This window comes from Amycolatopsis sp. BJA-103 (assembly GCF_002849735.1).
In the GTDB taxonomy this organism is placed as follows: Bacteria; Actinomycetota; Actinomycetes; order Mycobacteriales; family Pseudonocardiaceae; genus Amycolatopsis.
The window spans coordinates 3188366-3205664 of sequence record NZ_CP017780.1 but is presented as its reverse complement, the minus strand read 5'-3'; the positions used below and the strand labels follow the sequence as shown (position 1 = coordinate 3205664).

The window sequence follows — 17299 nt, the reverse complement described above, 5'->3', positions numbered from 1 at the left end:
ATCACAGCATGCCAGGTCGCCGTCCGGCGGCCTGTTCGGCGAGGGCCGAACGGTCGGCGAGGCCGGTCTTGGCGAGCAGGCTCGCGACGTGTTTCTCGACCGTCCTGGGGGAGATGTGCAGCCGGGCGCCGATGTCCTTGTTGCCCATCCGCTCGGCGAGCAGGAGCAGCACCTCGTATTCGCGCACGGTGACGCCGGACGCGCGCAGGTCGCCGGGGACCCGGTCGACCCCGGCCCGGCGCTGCCGGACGGGTGCGCCGAGCTTGCGCAGCAGGCTCCGGCAGGCGGCCGCCACGGCTGGGATGTCCCTGCCGTGGAAGTACTCTTCGGCCTCTTTGAGCCAGCCCGCCGGGTCGCCCCAGCCATCGGCGGCGGCCGGTTCGGCGATCAGCCGGAGTCCGAGGTGCCGCGCCAGGGGATAGGGCGCGGACGCCTCCAGTGCGGCGGCCACCGCCTGTGCGGCTTTCTCCGCGTCGCCTCGCCTGCCGTGTTCGACGGCGTGTGCGAACTCGACGAACTGCCGGTTCCACCGCATCCCGCTGACGGCGGATCCGGTCTCGGGGCAGTCTGCGCCGCCGAGGGTGTCGACGAGCGTCCTGAGCCCGTGTTGACCGGCGAGGTGGAATCGGCTCGGCCGCAGGTCCTCCAGTTCGGTGACCTGGTCGAGTTCCCGGCGCGCCCGGTCGAAGTCCTCTTCGAGCAGTGAGCAGAAGACGCGGGCCAGACCGATGCTGAGGACCTTCTCCTGCGCGTTCTCGCCGCCGCTCTCCCGGAAGTCCTCGAGCGCCTGTTCCATCGCCGGGCGGTCCGCCCGGTGCCCGGCCGACATCGCCCTGGTCATGTGCGCGTACTGCAGCAACGCGGTCAACCGGAGCCTGCCGAGCACGGCGAGGTTCTCTTCCAGCAGCGCGTGCGCGGTCCCGAAGTCGCAGCGCAGGACGGCGTGCATGGTGCGCACGGCGTCGACGGCGCAGTGCAGCGTGATCGACCCGAGCCGTTGGGCGTCGGCGCGGGCGAGCAGCAGGGTCTGCTCGTCGCCGTTCATGAGTACGCGATGCCCGCCGAGCCGGACCAGCGCCTGGGTGCGGAGGTGAGGCAGATGATTGTCCTCGGCGGTCCGCCGCGCGAGCTGCATGTAGTGCTCGGACTCGGTGAGGTCCCGCGGCAGCGCGAGCATGCCGAGCACCTGGAGCGCCTGGCAGACGACGAACGGCTGCTCGGTCTCCTCGGCCACTTTCCACGCCTGGCGCGCGAGCCGTTCCGCCGTGCCGGTCCGGCCGGGGACGTCGAGCCAGAGGTTCGCTTCGACGGCGTCGAGCGCGGCCTGCTGAGCGGGCGATATCGCCGAGCCGAGGGGAGCGCGGGCGCGGTCGATCTGGCCGAGGCATTCGTCGTGCCGCCCGGCGATGTAGGCGGCCCAGGCCAGCTGGGTGTGCAGTTTGGCGGCCCGTTCGAGTGTCCCGATCTCGCCGAAGCCCGCGGAGAGTTCGACGGCGCGGTCGAACTGCCCGGTCTGGCCGAGCGCGTACAGCAGGCTCTCCAGCACCTCGGCCCGGTCACCCGCGTCGGCTCCGGCCAGCAGGTCGACGGCCTTGGTGAGCATCGTGACCGCGGAGTCCGCGGCACCGGCGTCGAGGGCGCGGCGACCGGTTTCCGCGAACAGGTGACCCGCCGCGCGCTCGTCCAGCGCGGTCAGCCGGAGCGACGCGACGAGCGCGCACAGGTCGCCGGGCAGGCCCGGGTACAGCTTCTCGACGGCATCGGCGGCTTGACGGGCGAGTGCGGCCTTCCGCGCCGGGGCCTGGCGCTCCAGCAGTGCTTCCGCGGTCAGCGGATGCCGGAAGGCGTACCAGCCGGGCGTCGTCTCGTCGGTGGTCACCAGGTTCGCCGAGACCGCGGCGCTCAGGTGGTTGTGCAGCGTCCGGTCGTTCGTGCCGGTGACCGTCTGCACCACCGACAACGGGAAACGGCGGCCGATGATCGCGGCGACCGACAGCAGCTCCTCCGCCTGTTCGCCGAGTTGCTCCATCCGGACACCGATGCTGGTGACGAGCGCGGCGGGGACGCGGGCGCGGAGTTCGCCGATGACGCGCCAGCCCTCGCGGCCCTCGACCAGCAGGCCGTCGTTCACCATGCCGTGGAGCAGTTCCTCGACGATGAACGGCAGGCCGGCGCTGTTGCGCCACAACAGGTCGGCCGCGGGCGACGGCAGGTTCCCCGGCTCGGTCTCCAGGCAGGCCGCGGCGAGGGCGCGGGTGTCGGTGAGGCCGAGCCTGCCGAGTTCGAGGACGGCGCAGCTCATCCGCTGGGCACCGGAGGTCGCCAGGCGGAGGGCGTCGGAAGGCTCGTTGCGAAGCGTGCCGACGAAGAGGGCCTGCGCGGCGGGCAGGTTGTCGACGAGATATTCGAGGATGAACAGCGTTTCGGCGTCGGCGTCCTGGAGATCGTCGAGGACCAGGAGCGCGCCGCGATCGCGGCTGGTGACGGCCAGCAGCCGGAAGACGGCTTCGGCGAGCACCATCAGGGAGCCGGATTCCCGTGGCCGGTCGCCCCGGCTCCAGTCCGGGACGAGCTGGGCGAGCACGGGGATGAACGGGTCGAGTTCGGCCGCCTCCGGCGGGCCGCCGCCGCGGAAATGCGACAACAACGCCTGGGTCAGCGGCCGGAACGGGACGAGCGGGCCGATCGAACTGGCCCTGCCCTGCAGCACCGGGATGTCCCCGGCGATCGCGCGCGAAGCGGCTTCGATCGCGAGCCGCGACTTGCCGACGCCACCTTCGCCCACGAGGAAGATCGCGCCGCCGCGTCCGGCGATGGCGCGATCGAGAGCTCCCGAGAGCTCGGCCAGTTCGGCATCGCGGCCGATCACCCGCGACGAACGGATCCCCACCGCCGTGACTATAGCGAGCTGATTCCCCTGCTACGGCGAAGAGTTGATCACGAAGGCGGGCGGCGCGAGCCCGCCTTCGTGAGCTTTTCTCAGATCCAGCCGCCGGTGAAGAGGCTGACCACGGACGGTGAACCGGGGTCGCCGGACAGGGTGGCGAGCGGGTTGGCGCTCAGCCGCGGCTTGCTCCCCGCCAGCGCGTGGTTGCGCGAGCCGACCTCGAGGGCGCGCGGCAGGTTCACGGCGCCGAGGGCGTCCTCGGTGGCGGGCAGATCTCTTTCGTACATTCGGTTTTTCTCCTCATCCTCGGTTTGACGGCGGAACGATGGTGGCCGCCGGATGCGGGCGGTCGGGGCGGAGCAGCAGCGCGGACGGGACCCGGTCGCCGAATCCCAGCCGCAGCAGGCCGTAGCCGATGCCCGCCAGGCCGCTCAGCAGCCCGGGCGCGGAGACCGCCCCGGGAGTCCCGCAACGAGCACCACGCTGGTCGACGGCGGCGAGCAGATGACCGGTCCGGCGACGCACCGCGGCGGCGGCGCCAGTGTGCCCGTTCTCCGCCAGCACGCACAACACTTCCAGCACTCCGGACTCGCCGTGGCAAAGACTGAGATCCTTCAAGGGTGCCCCGTCGGCCAGCCGTTTGATCGTCCGGTCCAGCTCCAGCGCGGAGGCGGGATCGGGCAGGTGGGCCGCGACGCCGAGGGCGGCGCCCGCGAGGCCGTCGCACCAGCCGCCGGTGCCTTCCGCCCGATCGTCCGCCTTTCCGCACGGTTCTTCGCCTGTCCGGTCGTGTGCCCGCAGGACCCAGTCGATCCCGGCGGCACCGCGGGCGAAACCGGTTTCGTGTGGACACTCGCGGTCGAGCAGCTGCGCGGTGTAGCGGTCGGCCCGTGCGAGAGCCGCGTCGAGTCCTGTTTGGACATACACGGAGCGCATCGAGGCGACACCGCCGGCGAGTCCCGTCGTGAACCCGGACGGCGTCTCGGGGCCGGCGTCGGGCATCAGCTCGACGGCCTGCTCGATGAGGTCGCCCGCGGGAAGTCCGACCAGCGTGCTGAGCCTGGCGATCGTGTACGCGACGCCGCCGAGTCCCAGAAGCCCTCCACAACCGGCGGTGGCCGCGAGTTCGCGGTCCGCCCGGAGGGTGGTGAAGAGACCGGGGAGCGGGGCGATCGCGTACGCGGCCAGATCGCGGTAGCGCGCGATCCCGGTCAGCTCGGCGAGCTGGGCGAGGAACAGCGCGACACCGCAGTAGCCCTCGCCGAGCCCCGCGCCCATCGGCAGCACGGTCCAGTAGCGGTCGTCGACGAGTTCGATGCCGAGCCAGTTGGAGCGGCGCTCATCGGAGAAGGCGTTGGCGACGATGTGATCGGCGATGCCGCAAGCGGTGATCAGCAGCCGTTCCGCGTCGGGCGCCTGGTTCGGCACCGCCGTTTCCACCGTTTCGCCACCGTCGTGGTGCCCGGTGGTCGCCGTGCTGATGGCGAGGGTGGCCGAGATCAGCCATTCCTGATCACGCTGGTCGAGCGGATCCATGTCGGCGACCTTCGCCAGCACGGTGTCCAGCGACGGCCGGTCGACCACGCCTTCGATGCTCTCGCCACAGGAATCCAGCAGCGACGTCGAACCGGGGTTCGAGGTGAACATCGGGACGTCGCCCGCCCACAGGTCGGCCCGCTCGTGGGGCACGAGCCGGAGCAGCTTCTCGTCGCCCATCGAATCCTCTTCGAGCAGGTCGAACGCGTGGTCGCGGTCGGCGGCGTCGCGCAGGAGGTCGGGATGGGTGGTCTCGTCCAGCAGTCGGAAGTAGAAGTTCGTCGGCCGGATGAGTACCCGGATGGGGTCCTCGGCGCAGCGCTGGAGATGTTCGGCGAGCTCGTCCCGCACGGTGGACAGCGCGTCGTAGCCGAGCCGGAACCCGGCCAGCAGCGCCGCGCTGTGCTCGGCTGGGGTGACGTCTCGGCCGTCGAGGCGAGGAAGGTTGTTCCCTCCGGCGAGTTCTCCGGGCACACGGACCAGCCGCATGTGGTCGGTGCCGGGATCGGCCCAGTCGACCCGGTCGGTGGGCAGCCTGCCGCCGCGCCCGGCGAGCCCGGAGATGTCGACGGCGCCGTGCTCCCCGGCGAAGAGCTGGGGGAGCAGCAGCGTGCGCTGGACCGACCTGGCCAGCATCGCCGCCGCGGGGTCGCCGTCCGGCTGATCGGGCGGTGACGGCTGGAACAGCGTCTCGATGTCGATCAGCACCGGCTGGTCGCCGCTGGCGATGATGTTCTCGTAGTGGACGTCGGTCGCGTCGAGTGCGTGCAGAAGCGCCAGGAGGATGCCCTGGCGGCGGTAGAAGCGGTCGACGTCGGCGATGTCGGCGCACGGCCGGTGCTCGACGAACCGGAGCCAGCCGTACCCGTCGCGCGGCACCGCGTCGGCGGTCCGCAGTTCGAGGCCGGGCAGCCGTTTGTTGAGCCGTTCGACGACGTCGGTGAAGCGTTCGTGCAGGATCAGCGGGCGAGGCTTGTAGATCACCTTGGCGCCGCCGGAGAAGCGGAGCAGTTTGACCGAACGTCCACGGACGTGCGAATCGCCGATCCCGCCCGCCACCTCGACCAGCGTGCCGAGGTCACCGTCCGCGACCGAGCCGGGCAGCGCGGCGGCGTCGGCGGAGAAGCGGGTCAGCATTTCGGCGTGGGCTTCGGCGGCGTGGAGGCAGGCCTGCGCGACGAGCCGGGCCAGGACCGGGTATTCGCTGAACAGCCGGACGAGTCCGTCAGGGGTCGATTGCCTGCGCGCGAAGTCCGAGAAGCGATCTTCGGGCGTCTCGCCCTTGAGGGTCCCGGCCTTGCGGGCACGGTGGAGTTCGAGGACCAGCGTGCGGACCGAGAGCTTGAGCAGATGCTGGTCGAGTTGAGCCGCGAAACCCCGGCGGAGCGCGTCGACGTCCACACCGGCGAGGTCGCCGGGGACCGCGTCACGGCAGGCGGCGTCGACGAACGACCTGAAGACCCCGGCGAACGCCACACACCAGTCACCGGCTGGGGGGCGCTTCGGCAGAAGCGTGGTGACGGCGTGTTCGGCGAAGTCCGCCCACCTGGGCTTGTCCGCTGTCCGTTCGCGCGGGGTCTGGCCGTGCACCCACCACTTCAGCGGCAGGGACGTCGCCGGGAGCTGGGGCGTCACGGCGTTCATGCTTTCAGTTCGCCGTGACCGGCACATGGGGGCGGGACCCCCACATTCAGCGCACACACGAAGGTGCCCGGAGAGTGACGACGGGGTACGGCACGCTCACCGCCGGAATATGGGGTCCCGGCACCCATACGCGGGGACCGGTCCCGGCCGCACCATGGTCTGGTGGCGGGGAACTCGCGGCGGGCGCAGGGGGCCCGCCGTGGTTTCGGGCGCGGGCCGGTTTCACTGGGGGTCCGGCCCGCGCCGACGGCGGATCACTCGTCCGGGCCGCGCAACGTCAGAACGACCCGGAGTACGTGCTCGACCGCGGCCGGGAACGCGGCGCCGCGCAGTTCGCCGCGGCTGACGAGGGTGCGCCCGGCGAAGTCCAGCATCCGGTCCTGTCCCAGCCGCCGGACGGTCAGCGTGGCCACTTCCTCGAGGTCGAGGCCGGGATTGTCCAGCCGGGTCAGCGCGAATTCGACGATCAGCTGTTCGTCCGTCACTTGCCGAGCTCCCGCTCCGCGAGCGCGAAGGTCCCGGCGTCGATGAACGGTTTGCCCGTCCGTAGCAACCATCGCTCCAGTTCACGGCCGGAGTCGGTGTGGAACAGGGTTCCGCCTTCCCGGGTGACCTGCGCGATCCCTCGCTGCACCAGCACGGTGGTCCCGCCGCTGCGCACGACGAAGCCCCGGTAGCCCAGATTGTTGTCGATCCGGCCGGCCGCGGCCGGTGGCAGGGCCTCGAGCCTGCGCTGGAACTCGGTGGCTTCCGCCTGCTGAAGGGTCCAAGCCGGGTTCGGCATCCCGGAGAAGATGTCGAGTTCGACGGCTGCGTTGTCGGCCACGGCGGTGTTTCCTCCTGACGTCGTCGGCACCGTGCTGCAGGCACAGAGGACGAGCGCCAGGAGGATCCACCGGAGACCGGAATACGCGGTGATGGCGGCTCCTAGGCGACGAGGGCTGTGCTGTTGTTCTGGTAGAAGTATCCGCAGAAGTTCGTGTAATTCCCGCGGCAGCAGTTGTTGGGAGCGTATCCCTGACCGTTGTACTGGTAAATACTGTGACCGCAGTCATCGGTGTACTTGGCGGGTGTCGCGCCCGGTTTGTGGCCCCACCACCAGTACGGCGCGTCGGTGACCAGCCGGTAGAAGTGGTAGTCGCGGTTCGGCCAGATCACCAGGACGATCGTCAGGCCGTTGGTCTGGCAGCCGTCCTTCCAGCCGTCGGCGTAAAGACCGTTGGTCACACCGCCGCAGGTGATGGACGTCGCGGGGTGTCCGCCGCGCTTGCCCGGCCGCGCGAAACGCGCGCCCGCCAGATGGTTGCTGGCGAAGCAGTAACAGTTGTTCCTGCCGACATGCTCCGGTTGATTGAACAGGGACGCGTTCGCGTTGAAGTAGTTGGAATTGCAGTCCCACCAGCTCGCACCTTCGACATGAACGTCACCCCCGGGTTCGTTGGGCGCGTGCGCTCCCTCGCCTTCGAGTCCGGATATGGCGGCGCCGTCCGCGCGACGACTGACGAAGCTCGCCGGATCCACGGCATCGAAGGACGACTGCACCAGATCGACACCGCTCGACGCGACTTCGCGCAGCTCGTCGTCGACTCCGGCGTCCGGATACGCCTCGGACGTCCCCAAAAGCCAGTCGGCGACGGGTTCCGTCGCGGGTTTGCTGCCGATCCGGAATTCGGTGGGGAGTGAAGTGCCCCAGGCGGACGTGAGTTCGCTCCGTGGTCCACCATCGGTCTTGACGAGCCGGACGAGCAGTCCCCGGTAACCCAGGCTGAACTGCTCGTCCGGAGTGACCGCCGGCGACACCTGCGCCGGATCGGCCGAGATTCTTTCGATGAGTTCCCGTTCCTCCCGCTCCGAGAGGGTCCAGGTCGGATTGGGCATACCTGAGAAGATGTCGAGTTCGACTTCGAGCACAGCTGCACCTCACCTTTGAGCTTGTCCGTGAAAGGAGGTGAGACTTCCTCCCCCTTATCCGGTGTACTCCGGCCAGGTGCAATCGAATAGAGTCTTAGTGCTCCTGCTCTATTGGACGGCGAAATTCGACGGGCGATTATCCAGCCATTGTTCGTGAATGCGCGGATATGCGCGATGCGCTTGTGCCGTGCGCAGATTCGCGCGGCGGAAAGGGTGAGTGGAATTCACCGGGCACGCGCGTGGATGGTGCGCTGGATCCAGTCGGCGTAGGCGGGAACACTGGTGTAGAGGCCGGGGCCGTTCGCGCAGGGGACGTCGTCGTCACCGGGTCCCGAAGTGACGCCGATCAGCTCCCACCGGCCCGCTCGCCCGTACTGGATCTGCGGCCCGCCGGAATCGCCCATGCACGCCATCGCGTCGCGCTTGCGGCTGATCGTGCACAGCCGGGTCGGATCCGCGTAGCCGGGCGAGCACTCGGACTCCGCCCCGCGGCGGGTGTCGAGCTCCTGGAGTCGTTCGGGGAACACCGCCTTGGTGAGGTCGCCGGTGTCGACCGTGGTGCCGAAGCCCAGCAAGCGGGTCGGTGTGCCGGGGCGGCCGGGACGATCGGCGACGCGGATCGGCCGTTCGGAGACCGGACGGTCCAGGCGAACCAGCGCGATGTCGTTCTTGTTCGGCTGACCAGGCCGGTAGCCGGGATGACGCACCCAGCGGTCGATTTCGCGCACGGTGCCGCCGGAGGTCCGCCGCTGGCTGCCGATGCGCACGGTCCCCTCGGGAACGGCCGGGTTGTTGCCAGGGTCGACGCAGTGCGCGGCGGTCACCACCCACTGCGGGTGGATCAGCACCGCCCCGCAGACACCCTTGGCGTTGTTCATCTCGGGCACGACCTCCGGGATCGATGCCATGAACTGGTAGCGCTCGGTCGAGTTCCTCCCGTTCACCACGGCATCGGCACTGCCGGCCGCCGCGATCGCGCAGAACGCTCCTGCCAGCGCGACACTGACTGTCCGGATCAGGTTGCGGCGTACGGAATCCACTCGCGACATGCTTTTCCTTCGTTCGGCGACTTCGGATCGATCGGTTCCAGCATCGCCGTTCACGGCTCCCTGAACCACCGGGTCAACCCGCTGATTCGTGGTGGGGTCAGCCCTACACCGGGGGTAGCGAGGGGGTGACCTTCTTCCCCTGGTGCTCAGGCTCAGACGGCCGCCGCGTGCTTCCCGCTGGGCCGATCCTCGGCCGCCTGGTCCAGGATCCGGTTCGCGACCCGGCCGAGCGCCGCGTCGAGTTCTTCGTGTCCCTCCAAACCCCAATCCAGGAGCCGCTCGGCCAGCCAGTCCTTCCACGCCCGGATGAGCTTCTCGAGTTCGGCGCGTCCCGCCGCCGTGGTGACCCATTCGCCGGACCGGAAGGCCAGGTGCCCGGTGAACTCGAGCCGCGCGAAGGCGGCTTCGAACACCTCGGGCGGGATGCCGTAGCGGCTGCCGATCACCGCCAGGGACGTCGGTTTGTTCCGCCGTTCCCGCAGCCGGATCTGCCCCAGGCACCACAGCCCGCCGTTGTCGAGTTCGCATCCGGATTTCGCGAGGACACCGCTGGACGCCGCCTTCCCCTCGCGGGCCAGCAAGCGGCCGACGACGCGTTCGAGGTCCTGGTCGCCGTTGCCCGACTCCGGCATCGCGAAACCGTCGCCGAGGTCCGGCGCGGCCGCTCGCGAGGTGTCCCGCAACGGCACCTCCTTCAGGAAGAACGCCAGCACCAGCGCCACGAGTCCGACCGGAGCGGCGTACAGGAACACCGTGTGCAAGGAATCGCTGTACGCCTGCACATAGGGTGCCGACACGGAATCCGGCAAAGCGTGCAGCGCGTTCGGGACCTGCACCGCCTTGGGATCGATCCCGGGCGGCAGCGGGTGCTCCGCGCCCGCCGCGGCCAGGTTCGGGGCCAGCTGATTGGCGTAGATCGTGCCGAAGATGGCCGCTCCGAACGAAGAACCCAGGGACCGGAGGAAGGTCACCCCGGAGGTCGCCACACCGAGATCGCGGTAATCGGCGGTGTTCTGCACGACGATGACCAGTACCTGCATGCTCAAACCGATCCCCAGCCCGAGGACGGCGAAGTAGAGGGACATCTCCCAGAATCCGCTCGTCGGGGTCAGCCGCGAGAGCAGGTACAGGCCCAGCGTCAGCCCGACCCCGCCGGCGATCGGGAAGATCTTGTACCGCCCCGTCTTGCCGACGACGTTGCCCGCGAAGACGCCGGCCACCAGCAGTGCGATCACCATCGGCAGCATCCGCACCCCCGAGCTGGTCGCCGAGATGCCGTGGACGTACTGCAGATACGTCGGCAAGTAAGACAGGGCACCGAGCATCGCGAAGCCGACGACGAAGCTCAGAATCGCCGAAACGGCGAACACGGGATTTCGGAACAGCCGCATCGGAAGGGTCGGTTCCTTCGCGCGCTTCTCCGCGAAGACGAACAGCACGAGCAGGATCACCGAGCCGATCGCCATCCCGATGATCGTCGGCGAATCCCACGCGTACTGCGTGCCACCCCAGCTGGTGACCAGGGTCAGCCCGGTCGCGGCGAGCCCGATCAGCAGGATGCCCAGATAGTCGATCACCGGCTTCGCCGCGGCCTTCACCTTCGGCATCGCGCTCGCCGCCACGATCAGCACGACGACCGCGATCGGGACGTTGACGTAGAAGGCCCACCGCCATGACAGGTGGTCCACGAACAGCCCGCCCAGCATCGGGCCGAGCACCGTGACGACACCGAAGACCGAACCGAGCACGCCCTGGTACTTGCCCCGCTCGCGCAGGGGCACGACGTCGGCCACCAGCGCGGTCGCGGTGACCATCAGCCCGCCCGCCCCCAGGCCCTGTACCGCGCGGGCCACGATGAGCCAGATCATGTCGTCGGCGAACCCGCAGAAGAACGAGCCCACCGTGAACACGATCACCGACAGCTGGAACATGAGTTTGCGGCCGAACAGGTCGCCGAGCTTCCCGACGACGACGGTCATGATCGTCTCGGCGAGCAGATAGGACGTGATCACCCAGGACAGGTGCCCCGCGCCGCCCAGGTCACCGACGATCGTCGGCAGCGCCGTGCCGACGATCGTCTGATCCAGCGCGGCGAGCAACATGCCGAGCACGACCGCCCCGAACACCGCGTTCCTGCGCTTGCGGCTCAGCACCGGTGGGGTGACGTCCGGCCTGCTGACCTCGGCGGTCGTGGTCATCGAGTCTCCCTCACGTCAGGAAGACAACGTAAGACAGGCGCCGGAGGCACCGCATTTCGATGATCACCCGATCCGGTAGCCGACGTCGGGCCACGGTACGGGCTCGGGCCTTCGAGACCGGCTGACAGACTGCGGGGGTGATCGTCGGATACATCCTCGCGCTGCTGGCGGCGCTGGCCTCAGGCAGCGGCTCGGTGCTGGAGTCGATCGGTGTCCGCCGCGCGGGCGCTTTCGGCGGCACCGCGCTGGACCTGGTGCACCTGCGGCGCCAATGGATCTACTTCCTGGGCATCGGCGTCGACCTGGTCGGCTTCGCCTGCGCGGCGGCCGCGTTGCAGCGGTTGCCGCTGTTCCTCGTCCAGTCGGTGCTGGCGTTCAGCGTGGGAGTGACGGCCGCGATCACCGCGTTCATGGGCACCCGCCTGGCGGCGGCGGGCTGGGTCGCGCTGGGTGTGGGGGCGGTCGGTCTGGTCTTGCTGGGACTGTCGGCGCAGCCGGGGCCCGCCAAGGTGCTCCCGTCGGAGTGGCGCTGGGTACTGCCCGCGATGGCACTGGTCGTGGGGGCGATCGCCTGGTACTTCAGGCGATTCGACCGTCCCTGGGCCGCGCAGGTGCTCGGCTTCGCGACGGGAGTCGGGTTCAGCATGGTCGGTGTCTCGGCGCGCACCCTCGAACTCCCGTCATCGGGCTGGGCCGTGCTGGCGGAACCGGCCGTGTGGGGGATGATCCTCAACGGCCTGGCCGCCGCGGTCGCGTTCGCCCTGGCCTTGCAGAAGGGGGGCGCGACGGCGGTCAACGCGATCATGTTCACCACGAACACGGCGTTGTCCTCGGTCGTCGGCCTGGTCTTCCTCGACGACCGCGTCCGCGACGGCTTCACCGCCTTCACGGTCGCGGGCCTGATCCTGGCCATGTCGGGCGCGATCGTCACCGCCCACTACGCCAGCCAGGCCAAGGAACCCAGCGGGTCCGAAAGGGACTCGGCACGCCGTTAGCGTGTGCGAATAACGGTTCGAGGATCGAAAGCCTCAGGTAGTCCAGCGGAAGGGGTCGTCTTCCAGCGCGGAGCGGTCCCAGTGCCCGAGGTTCGCGGCGGCCTCGTAGGTGGTGCGGAGGAAATCGGCGACGGCGCGGTCGGGATCGGGTGCGGCGCGGGCGACCTCGTAGGGCAAGAGGAACTGCTGGAATTCGGTGCTGTAGTACGCGCCTTCGGGGCCGACGGGCTGGTCGGCGAACCCCTCGGGTGCGGGGTAGGCATAGGAGTAGAAGGCGCCTTCCTCACCGCCGCCGGGCCAGAACCCGCAGCTGGACAGTTCCCGGGAATAGCCTTCGACCATGACCCAGTCGCCGCAGTTGGGCGCTCCGCCGGGGTGTGGCGGAGCCGTCCGCCCGGAGAACCGGGTGCAGGCGAGATCCATGGCTCCCCAGAAGAAGTGGACGGGACTGACCTTGCCGACGAAGTGCGACCGGAACTCGCCGATCACGCGGTTCGCCTGCAGCAGCTGCCGCCAGAACAGGGCGGCCGCCTCGCCGTCGTAGGAGGCGTGGGTGTGGTCCTCGGCGAAGGGGATCGCCGGCTCGACCTCGTTGGGGTGTGGCCGGATCGATGCCTCGATCCCGAGCCGGTCGAGCAGGTCCAGGATCCGGGTGTAGAACTCGGCGACCGGCATCGGCCGGAGCGGGAGGCTCCCCGCGCCGCCGTCACTGCTGCGGATCTCGAGCCGGTGGCCGACGAAGTCGAACTCGATCTCGAAGGCCCCCATGCGGTACGGGATCGCCGACGTCGTCAACCCGCGTGGGCTGACGTACAGCGTCACCTGCCACCAGTGGTTGAGCAGGGGAGTGTGGGCCATGCGGATCTTGCCCACGATCTGGGTCCACATGTGCAGGGTCTCGCGGGTGGGCGTCCAGTCCGAGACCCGCAGGCTCGGCCAACTCGTTGTCGTGGAGTCGGTCATCGGTTCTCTCATCTCTTCTCTTGGCGCTGCTGGGCGCGAGCGCCGGTGGTGGGGGCGGGTGTGTTGAGCAGTTGCGCCTCCCAGGCGAAGGCGACCCAGGTCATCGGCGCCACGCCAACCTGGATCATGCGCCGTACGGCCATGTCATGCGCTTCGAGACCCGCGATGATCAGCTTCTCGCGCCCGGTCGCCCTGACGGCGTCCACCACGCGGCTCTCCCTATCGTCACCCCGATTTTGTTGACGCGTCTACATCTACGGGGTTTTCGGTGACGCGTCAACATCGCTGATAGGCTCGGTGCGGGAACCCGGCACGTAGGGATTGAGACCAATGGATGAGGCGCCCTGGCTCGACGAGCGTGAGGCGCGCGCGTGGCGCGGGATGATCGACGCGCTGCCGCGGCTGACCGCGGTGCTGGAGCGTCAGCTGGTCCAGGACGCGGGGCTGTCCGCCGCGGAGTACACCTTGTTGGTGCCGCTTTCGGAGGCTCCGGACGGGGTGCTGCGGGCGCGTGACCTCGGCCGGATGGTCGGCTGGGAGCGCAGCCGGATCTCCCACCAGATCATCCGGATGGAGAAGCGCGGCCTCGTCGTCCGCGAGGAGTGCAACGAGGACGCGCGCGGTTCGATGGTCCGGCTCACCGAAGCGGGCCGGACGGCCATCGTCGCCGCCGCTCCCGCGCACGTCGCCGCCGTCCGGCGGTACTTCATCGGCGCGCTCACCGATGCCGAGCTCGATGTCATCGGCCCCGCACTCGAACGGGTCCTCGACAGGCTCCCTGACGACGACGGATAGCCGGGACGCTCGAACGACCGTCTTCGTCAGTCACGACGGCTCTGGAACCTCTTGAGGGAGGGGCAAACGTGTCGTGTTCGTAGGCGGATTTCGGTTGTTCAGCGTCCTGAATCTTCCCCGCTCGACTGCCGGTCGTGAGGTGGTGGGGGTGGCACGCTTTTACCCTTCGACGATGAAGGAATCGGGACACTCAACGTCCTAATTCCTTCATCGTCAACACCCGGCACACGCTGAGCTGCCCTTTCCCTCAATAGCTCGTGTTCAAGCTCCTAAAAGCGATCGGTGGGCAGCCGGCCGGAGACGTCGATCAGGTAATCGGCCTCCGCGAGCAGCGTCTCCCGGGTCAGCGGCCGTTGCCCGCCGGTGCGGAGGGTCGCCCGCTCCAGGTACACGGGCCACTGGGTGAGGCGCGTTTCCGCGCGCAGCCAGTCACGCACCTCTTGGGTGAGCAGCTCCGCGGCCCGCTCGCGGTCGGCCGCGCGGACCTTCACCGCCCCGTCGAAGTCCCGGTCGAACGTCTTCACCTGCTCGAACTCCCGCATGACGCGGGTCGGGAACGCGCCGTCGGCGGACACGAACAGCGGGGCCGACTCGGGCACCCGCAGCTGGACCGAATGGAATGCCCGCGGTGTGCTGTCCCCGCCCGGCTGGTGCCGGTCGTCCAGATAGTCGACGCCGACGAAGTCGTGATCGCGGTACCTGAACTCCACGCACCGGACGATCGCCGCCTCCGCGAGCGGCCGTTCGAGGCTCACGGGATCCACCCCGAAACCCGGCGATGTCTTGCCGTGCTCGCTGTGGAAGGTGCCGGACACCTCGGCGGCGAAGCCCGCCATCCAGTGCCGGCGCTCCCGCCGTCCGCTCATTTTGGACGCGACGATCAGCACGACGGCGAGGAGTCCGGCCCCGACCACGAGCATGAGGATCGCGCCAAACACGGTCGCGATCGGCGAATCGGCATCGAGCGCCGAGACCATCCCGAATACCTTCCGTCGTCGTTCAGAAATCCAGGTCGTTCTTGGTCTCTTCATCGGACTGCTCCTGGCCGCGGTCACCGTGGTCCGCGGCCTTCTTGCCGTCCTTGGCGTAGCCGATCACCTTGCCACCGGCGTCGAGGATCGCCCGGCCGCGTTTGTCCTGCCAGTCCCCGGTCGTCGAACCGGTCAGGCCCTTGACGACGCCGTCTTTCGCCGCCTTGCCCACGTCCCTGAGCATCTCGCCGCGCAGGGTCGCGTCGACGTCCACGGCGTCCTTCGTCGCATTGAACACCGGACGGGGTGTGTCGAGCCGCTTGCCCAGCATGCCCTTCTCACCCATCAGCGCGTCGACGTAACCCTTGCTGGACTTGGTGTTCTTCATCCGGTCGGCGAACCGGTCGGTGGCCCGGTTGCCGTCGGTCAGGAACTTGCCCATCTTGCTGTCGGCGAGCTTGGCCTGCATCTTGCGCAGCCACGCCAGCACGTCGGACAGGAGCTTCCGGAGCCGGTTGACGAACCCGGTCGTCTTCGTGGCCGTGGCCGCGAGCTTCGGCGGCGTCGCGGCACCGGCGGCCGCCGTGGAGGCGCCGCAGGTGGGGACGGCCGCGGCGATCGCGGGCACCCACAGCGTGATCAGCCAGCTGATGACCTCGGTGAGGATCGCCTTGATCAGCTCCTCGATGAAGGTCATCACCATGCTGTTCAGCTGCAGCATCTGCGCCATGTCCCCGGCTTTCGCCGCGACACCGTTGATACCGCTGGAAAACTCGGCGAGTCCCTTCTTCGCCGCTGTCCCGGCGTCACCGGCCCAGCCCGCCAGCCGCTCGTCCGCGACCTGGTCGAAGTTGACCGACATGTCCTGCAGCGCCTTGGCCAGCGCGCCGAAGTTCTCCGCCGCCTTGCTCAGCGCCGGGCCGTCCCCGCTGACGAAGTGGATGGCGTCCTGCACCGGCTGGACGACGTTGATGAGGAAACTCAGTCCCTGCCCGATCAGCCAGCCGAGTGGATCCGTCGCGATGTCCACGATGGTCTGCGAACCGGATTGGATCAGGGTCTTGGCGTCCAGCGCGATGGTGGTGACGCCCATCGCGATGTCGGCGCCGTCGGCCTGGGTCTTGCCGTCGAACACCTGCTTGTAGGCGGACACGGAGTCCTTGCCCAGCTGGACGGCGTCGCCGACGATCGGCGTCTTCTTGATCGCGTTCTCGGTGTTGATCCCGGGAATGACGGTGTCGCCCTGGTAGGACTTCATCGACATGCCCGCGGTCACGTCCTGGACTTCGGCCATTTACGGTTTCCCCCCGGTCTTCGGCCCGTCGATCTTCACTTCGATCTTGTTGAACGTCGTCACGTGGTCTTCTTCGATGCCCTGGTAGATGTCGGCGGCCTGGGTCATCTTCGAGCCGGCGCTGTCGAGGCCCTTGGCCATGGCCTCCATCAAGCCCTTGAGGGACTGCAAGGTCTGCGTGTAGCCGTCCTTGGTGAACAGTCCGACGAGTCCCCAGGACTCGTTGCCGACGTCCGCCTGGCCCACCATCTCCTTCAGCTTCCCGGTCTGGCCCCCGTAGTTGCCGAGCTCGCCGGAGTAGCGGCGCAACGCGGCGGGGTCGACTTCGTATCCGCCGTTGACCGCACCGTCGGGCATCAGCGGCCGTCCTCGTCGAACAGGTCTTTCAGGAAGCGGTCGCCGTCGGATCCGCTGCTCGGGGCCGGTGGAGCGGGCCGAGGCGGTTCGGGCTCGTCGGTGCGCAGGATCGAGCGCTCGGAGTAGTCGTCGTGCCGCTCGGCCGCGGGCGGCGGGGGCGCGGCCTCGTCCATCTTCGACCTGAGCTCCTCGACCGTGGTCCCGAACAGCTCGGCCTGGGTCTCGAGCACCTGGTCGACCAGGTGGAGGTCGTCGCCCATGTGCTCCTCGACGATCGCCGCCTGCCGCCGGGCCGATTCGGCCACGGCCTGCTGGATGGTCGACATCACCGCGGCGGAAAGCGCCTCCGGCCGCCGGCGCAGGGCCTCTTCGGTGAACTTGACGTCCATGACGGCGCCTCCAGGGCCCGCCACCACCGTCACCGAGCGGTCCGGCGACGTGGCCGTCGCCTCGAGCCTGCTCAGCTCGTCCTGCATCCCGCCGATGTTCGCGAACCGATCGTCGACGTTCTGGATTCTGGACTGGAACTTCTCGAATTCGGCGACCAGCTGGTCGAATTCGGCCGACATGGAGCCTCCCCGTGCGGTACTCGTGACCTGATCCATCGTTCACGTCGACCCGGCGGCGTGTCTTCCGGATCAATCCGGCTCACCTGTTCAGGGGAATGGCCAGCGGTGATCGGGTCGCCACGTCTTCATC

General features: G+C 69.0%; 16 protein-coding genes. 2 read left to right on the top strand and 14 right to left on the bottom strand.

Annotated features, from left to right (window positions below; genetic code table 11):
- Position 1: 1 nt before the first annotated feature.
- From BKN51_RS13850 to BKN51_RS13815, 8 genes are all read right to left on the bottom strand, one after another.
- Positions 2 to 2890, bottom strand: coding sequence for an ATP-binding protein (locus BKN51_RS13850; protein ID WP_101608034.1), 2889 nt, complete (start codon positions 2888 to 2890; stop codon positions 2 to 4).
- 89 nt (positions 2891 to 2979) lie between these two features.
- Positions 2980 to 3174: a hypothetical protein gene (locus BKN51_RS13845; RefSeq protein ID WP_101608033.1), complete on the bottom strand. Its 195-nt coding sequence runs from the start codon at positions 3172 to 3174 to the stop codon at positions 2980 to 2982.
- A gap of 13 nt (positions 3175 to 3187) precedes the next feature.
- A complete protein-coding gene (locus BKN51_RS13840; RefSeq protein ID WP_233223164.1) occupies positions 3188 to 6067 on the bottom strand; it encodes a type 2 lanthipeptide synthetase LanM family protein in 2880 nt (959 codons plus the stop codon).
- Positions 6068 to 6321: 254 nt separating this feature from the next.
- Positions 6322 to 6552 carry a hypothetical protein gene (locus BKN51_RS13835; RefSeq protein ID WP_101608032.1) on the bottom strand — a complete coding sequence of 77 codons (231 nt, stop codon included), beginning with the start codon at positions 6550 to 6552 and terminating at the stop codon, positions 6322 to 6324.
- Positions 6549 to 6893: a hypothetical protein gene (locus BKN51_RS13830; RefSeq protein ID WP_101608031.1), complete on the bottom strand. Its 345-nt coding sequence runs from the start codon at positions 6891 to 6893 to the stop codon at positions 6549 to 6551. Before BKN51_RS13830 ends, BKN51_RS13835 begins: the two co-directional genes overlap by 4 nt.
- Before the next feature lie 101 nt (positions 6894 to 6994).
- The gene (locus tag BKN51_RS13825) at positions 6995 to 7978 is read right to left on the bottom strand and encodes a hypothetical protein (protein WP_101608030.1); all 984 of its coding nucleotides are present in this window, start codon (positions 7976 to 7978) and stop codon (positions 6995 to 6997) included.
- Positions 7979 to 8202: 224 nt separating this feature from the next.
- Complete coding sequence (locus BKN51_RS13820) at positions 8203 to 9027, bottom strand: S1 family peptidase (RefSeq protein WP_101608029.1); 825 nt, start codon at positions 9025 to 9027, stop codon at positions 8203 to 8205.
- A 152-nt stretch (positions 9028 to 9179) separates the two neighbouring features.
- Positions 9180 to 11225, bottom strand: coding sequence for an MDR family MFS transporter (locus BKN51_RS13815; protein ID WP_101608028.1), 2046 nt, complete (start codon positions 11223 to 11225; stop codon positions 9180 to 9182).
- A 137-nt stretch (positions 11226 to 11362) separates the two neighbouring features.
- On the opposite strand from BKN51_RS13815, the gene BKN51_RS13810 reads away from it, so the two are divergent.
- Entirely contained in the window at positions 11363 to 12220 is an 858-nt protein-coding gene (locus BKN51_RS13810) for a hypothetical protein (RefSeq protein ID WP_101608027.1), read from the top strand.
- A gap of 33 nt (positions 12221 to 12253) precedes the next feature.
- Here BKN51_RS13810 and BKN51_RS13805 read toward each other — a convergent pair whose 3' ends face one another.
- Positions 12254 to 13183 carry a DUF5996 family protein gene (locus BKN51_RS13805; protein WP_101608026.1) on the bottom strand — a complete coding sequence of 310 codons (930 nt, stop codon included), beginning with the start codon at positions 13181 to 13183 and terminating at the stop codon, positions 12254 to 12256.
- A gap of 8 nt (positions 13184 to 13191) precedes the next feature.
- Positions 13192 to 13392, bottom strand: a complete 201-nt coding sequence (locus BKN51_RS13800; RefSeq protein WP_199193001.1) for a hypothetical protein — start codon at positions 13390 to 13392, stop codon at positions 13192 to 13194.
- 121 nt (positions 13393 to 13513) lie between these two features.
- On the opposite strand from BKN51_RS13800, the gene BKN51_RS13795 reads away from it, so the two are divergent.
- Positions 13514 to 13978, top strand: a complete 465-nt coding sequence (locus BKN51_RS13795; RefSeq protein WP_101608025.1) for a MarR family winged helix-turn-helix transcriptional regulator — start codon at positions 13514 to 13516, stop codon at positions 13976 to 13978.
- A gap of 269 nt (positions 13979 to 14247) precedes the next feature.
- Here BKN51_RS13795 and BKN51_RS13790 read toward each other — a convergent pair whose 3' ends face one another.
- From BKN51_RS13790 to BKN51_RS13775, 4 genes are read right to left on the bottom strand one after another with little or no spacing between them, the layout of a single operon-like run.
- Complete coding sequence (locus BKN51_RS13790) at positions 14248 to 14955, bottom strand: hypothetical protein (protein WP_101608024.1); 708 nt, start codon at positions 14953 to 14955, stop codon at positions 14248 to 14250.
- 22 nt (positions 14956 to 14977) lie between these two features.
- A complete protein-coding gene (locus BKN51_RS13785; protein WP_101608023.1) occupies positions 14978 to 16243 on the bottom strand; it encodes a WXG100 family type VII secretion target in 1266 nt (421 codons plus the stop codon).
- Positions 16244 to 16600: a WXG100 family type VII secretion target gene (locus BKN51_RS13780; protein WP_101608022.1), complete on the bottom strand. Its 357-nt coding sequence runs from the start codon at positions 16598 to 16600 to the stop codon at positions 16244 to 16246.
- A complete protein-coding gene (locus BKN51_RS13775) occupies positions 16600 to 17169 on the bottom strand; it encodes a YbaB/EbfC family nucleoid-associated protein (protein WP_101608021.1) in 570 nt (189 codons plus the stop codon). Before BKN51_RS13775 ends, BKN51_RS13780 begins: the two co-directional genes overlap by 1 nt.
- Between the last annotated feature and the right edge of the window lie 130 nt (positions 17170 to 17299).

What these genes read in the sequence shown, in the direction of transcription:
- BKN51_RS13775 (WP_101608021.1), bottom strand. Translation starts at nt 17,169, where the DNA reads ATGTCGGCCGAATTCGACCAGCTGGTCGCCGAATTCGAGAAGTTCCAG.
- BKN51_RS13840 (WP_233223164.1), bottom strand. Translation starts at nt 6,067, where the DNA reads ATGAACGCCGTGACGCCCCAGCTCCCGGCGACGTCCCTGCCGCTGAAG.
- BKN51_RS13785 (WP_101608023.1), bottom strand. Translation starts at nt 16,243, where the DNA reads ATGGCCGAAGTCCAGGACGTGACCGCGGGCATGTCGATGAAGTCCTAC.
- BKN51_RS13845 (WP_101608033.1), bottom strand. Translation starts at nt 3,174, where the DNA reads ATGTACGAAAGAGATCTGCCCGCCACCGAGGACGCCCTCGGCGCCGTG.
- BKN51_RS13820 (WP_101608029.1), bottom strand. Translation starts at nt 9,027, where the DNA reads ATGTCGCGAGTGGATTCCGTACGCCGCAACCTGATCCGGACAGTCAGT.
- BKN51_RS13790 (WP_101608024.1), bottom strand. Translation starts at nt 14,955, where the DNA reads ATGGTCTCGGCGCTCGATGCCGATTCGCCGATCGCGACCGTGTTTGGC.
- BKN51_RS13780 (WP_101608022.1), bottom strand. Translation starts at nt 16,600, where the DNA reads ATGCCCGACGGTGCGGTCAACGGCGGATACGAAGTCGACCCCGCCGCG.
- BKN51_RS13795 (WP_101608025.1), top strand. Translation starts at nt 13,514, where the DNA reads ATGGATGAGGCGCCCTGGCTCGACGAGCGTGAGGCGCGCGCGTGGCGC.
- BKN51_RS13805 (WP_101608026.1), bottom strand. Translation starts at nt 13,183, where the DNA reads ATGACCGACTCCACGACAACGAGTTGGCCGAGCCTGCGGGTCTCGGAC.
- BKN51_RS13815 (WP_101608028.1), bottom strand. Translation starts at nt 11,225, where the DNA reads ATGACCACGACCGCCGAGGTCAGCAGGCCGGACGTCACCCCACCGGTG.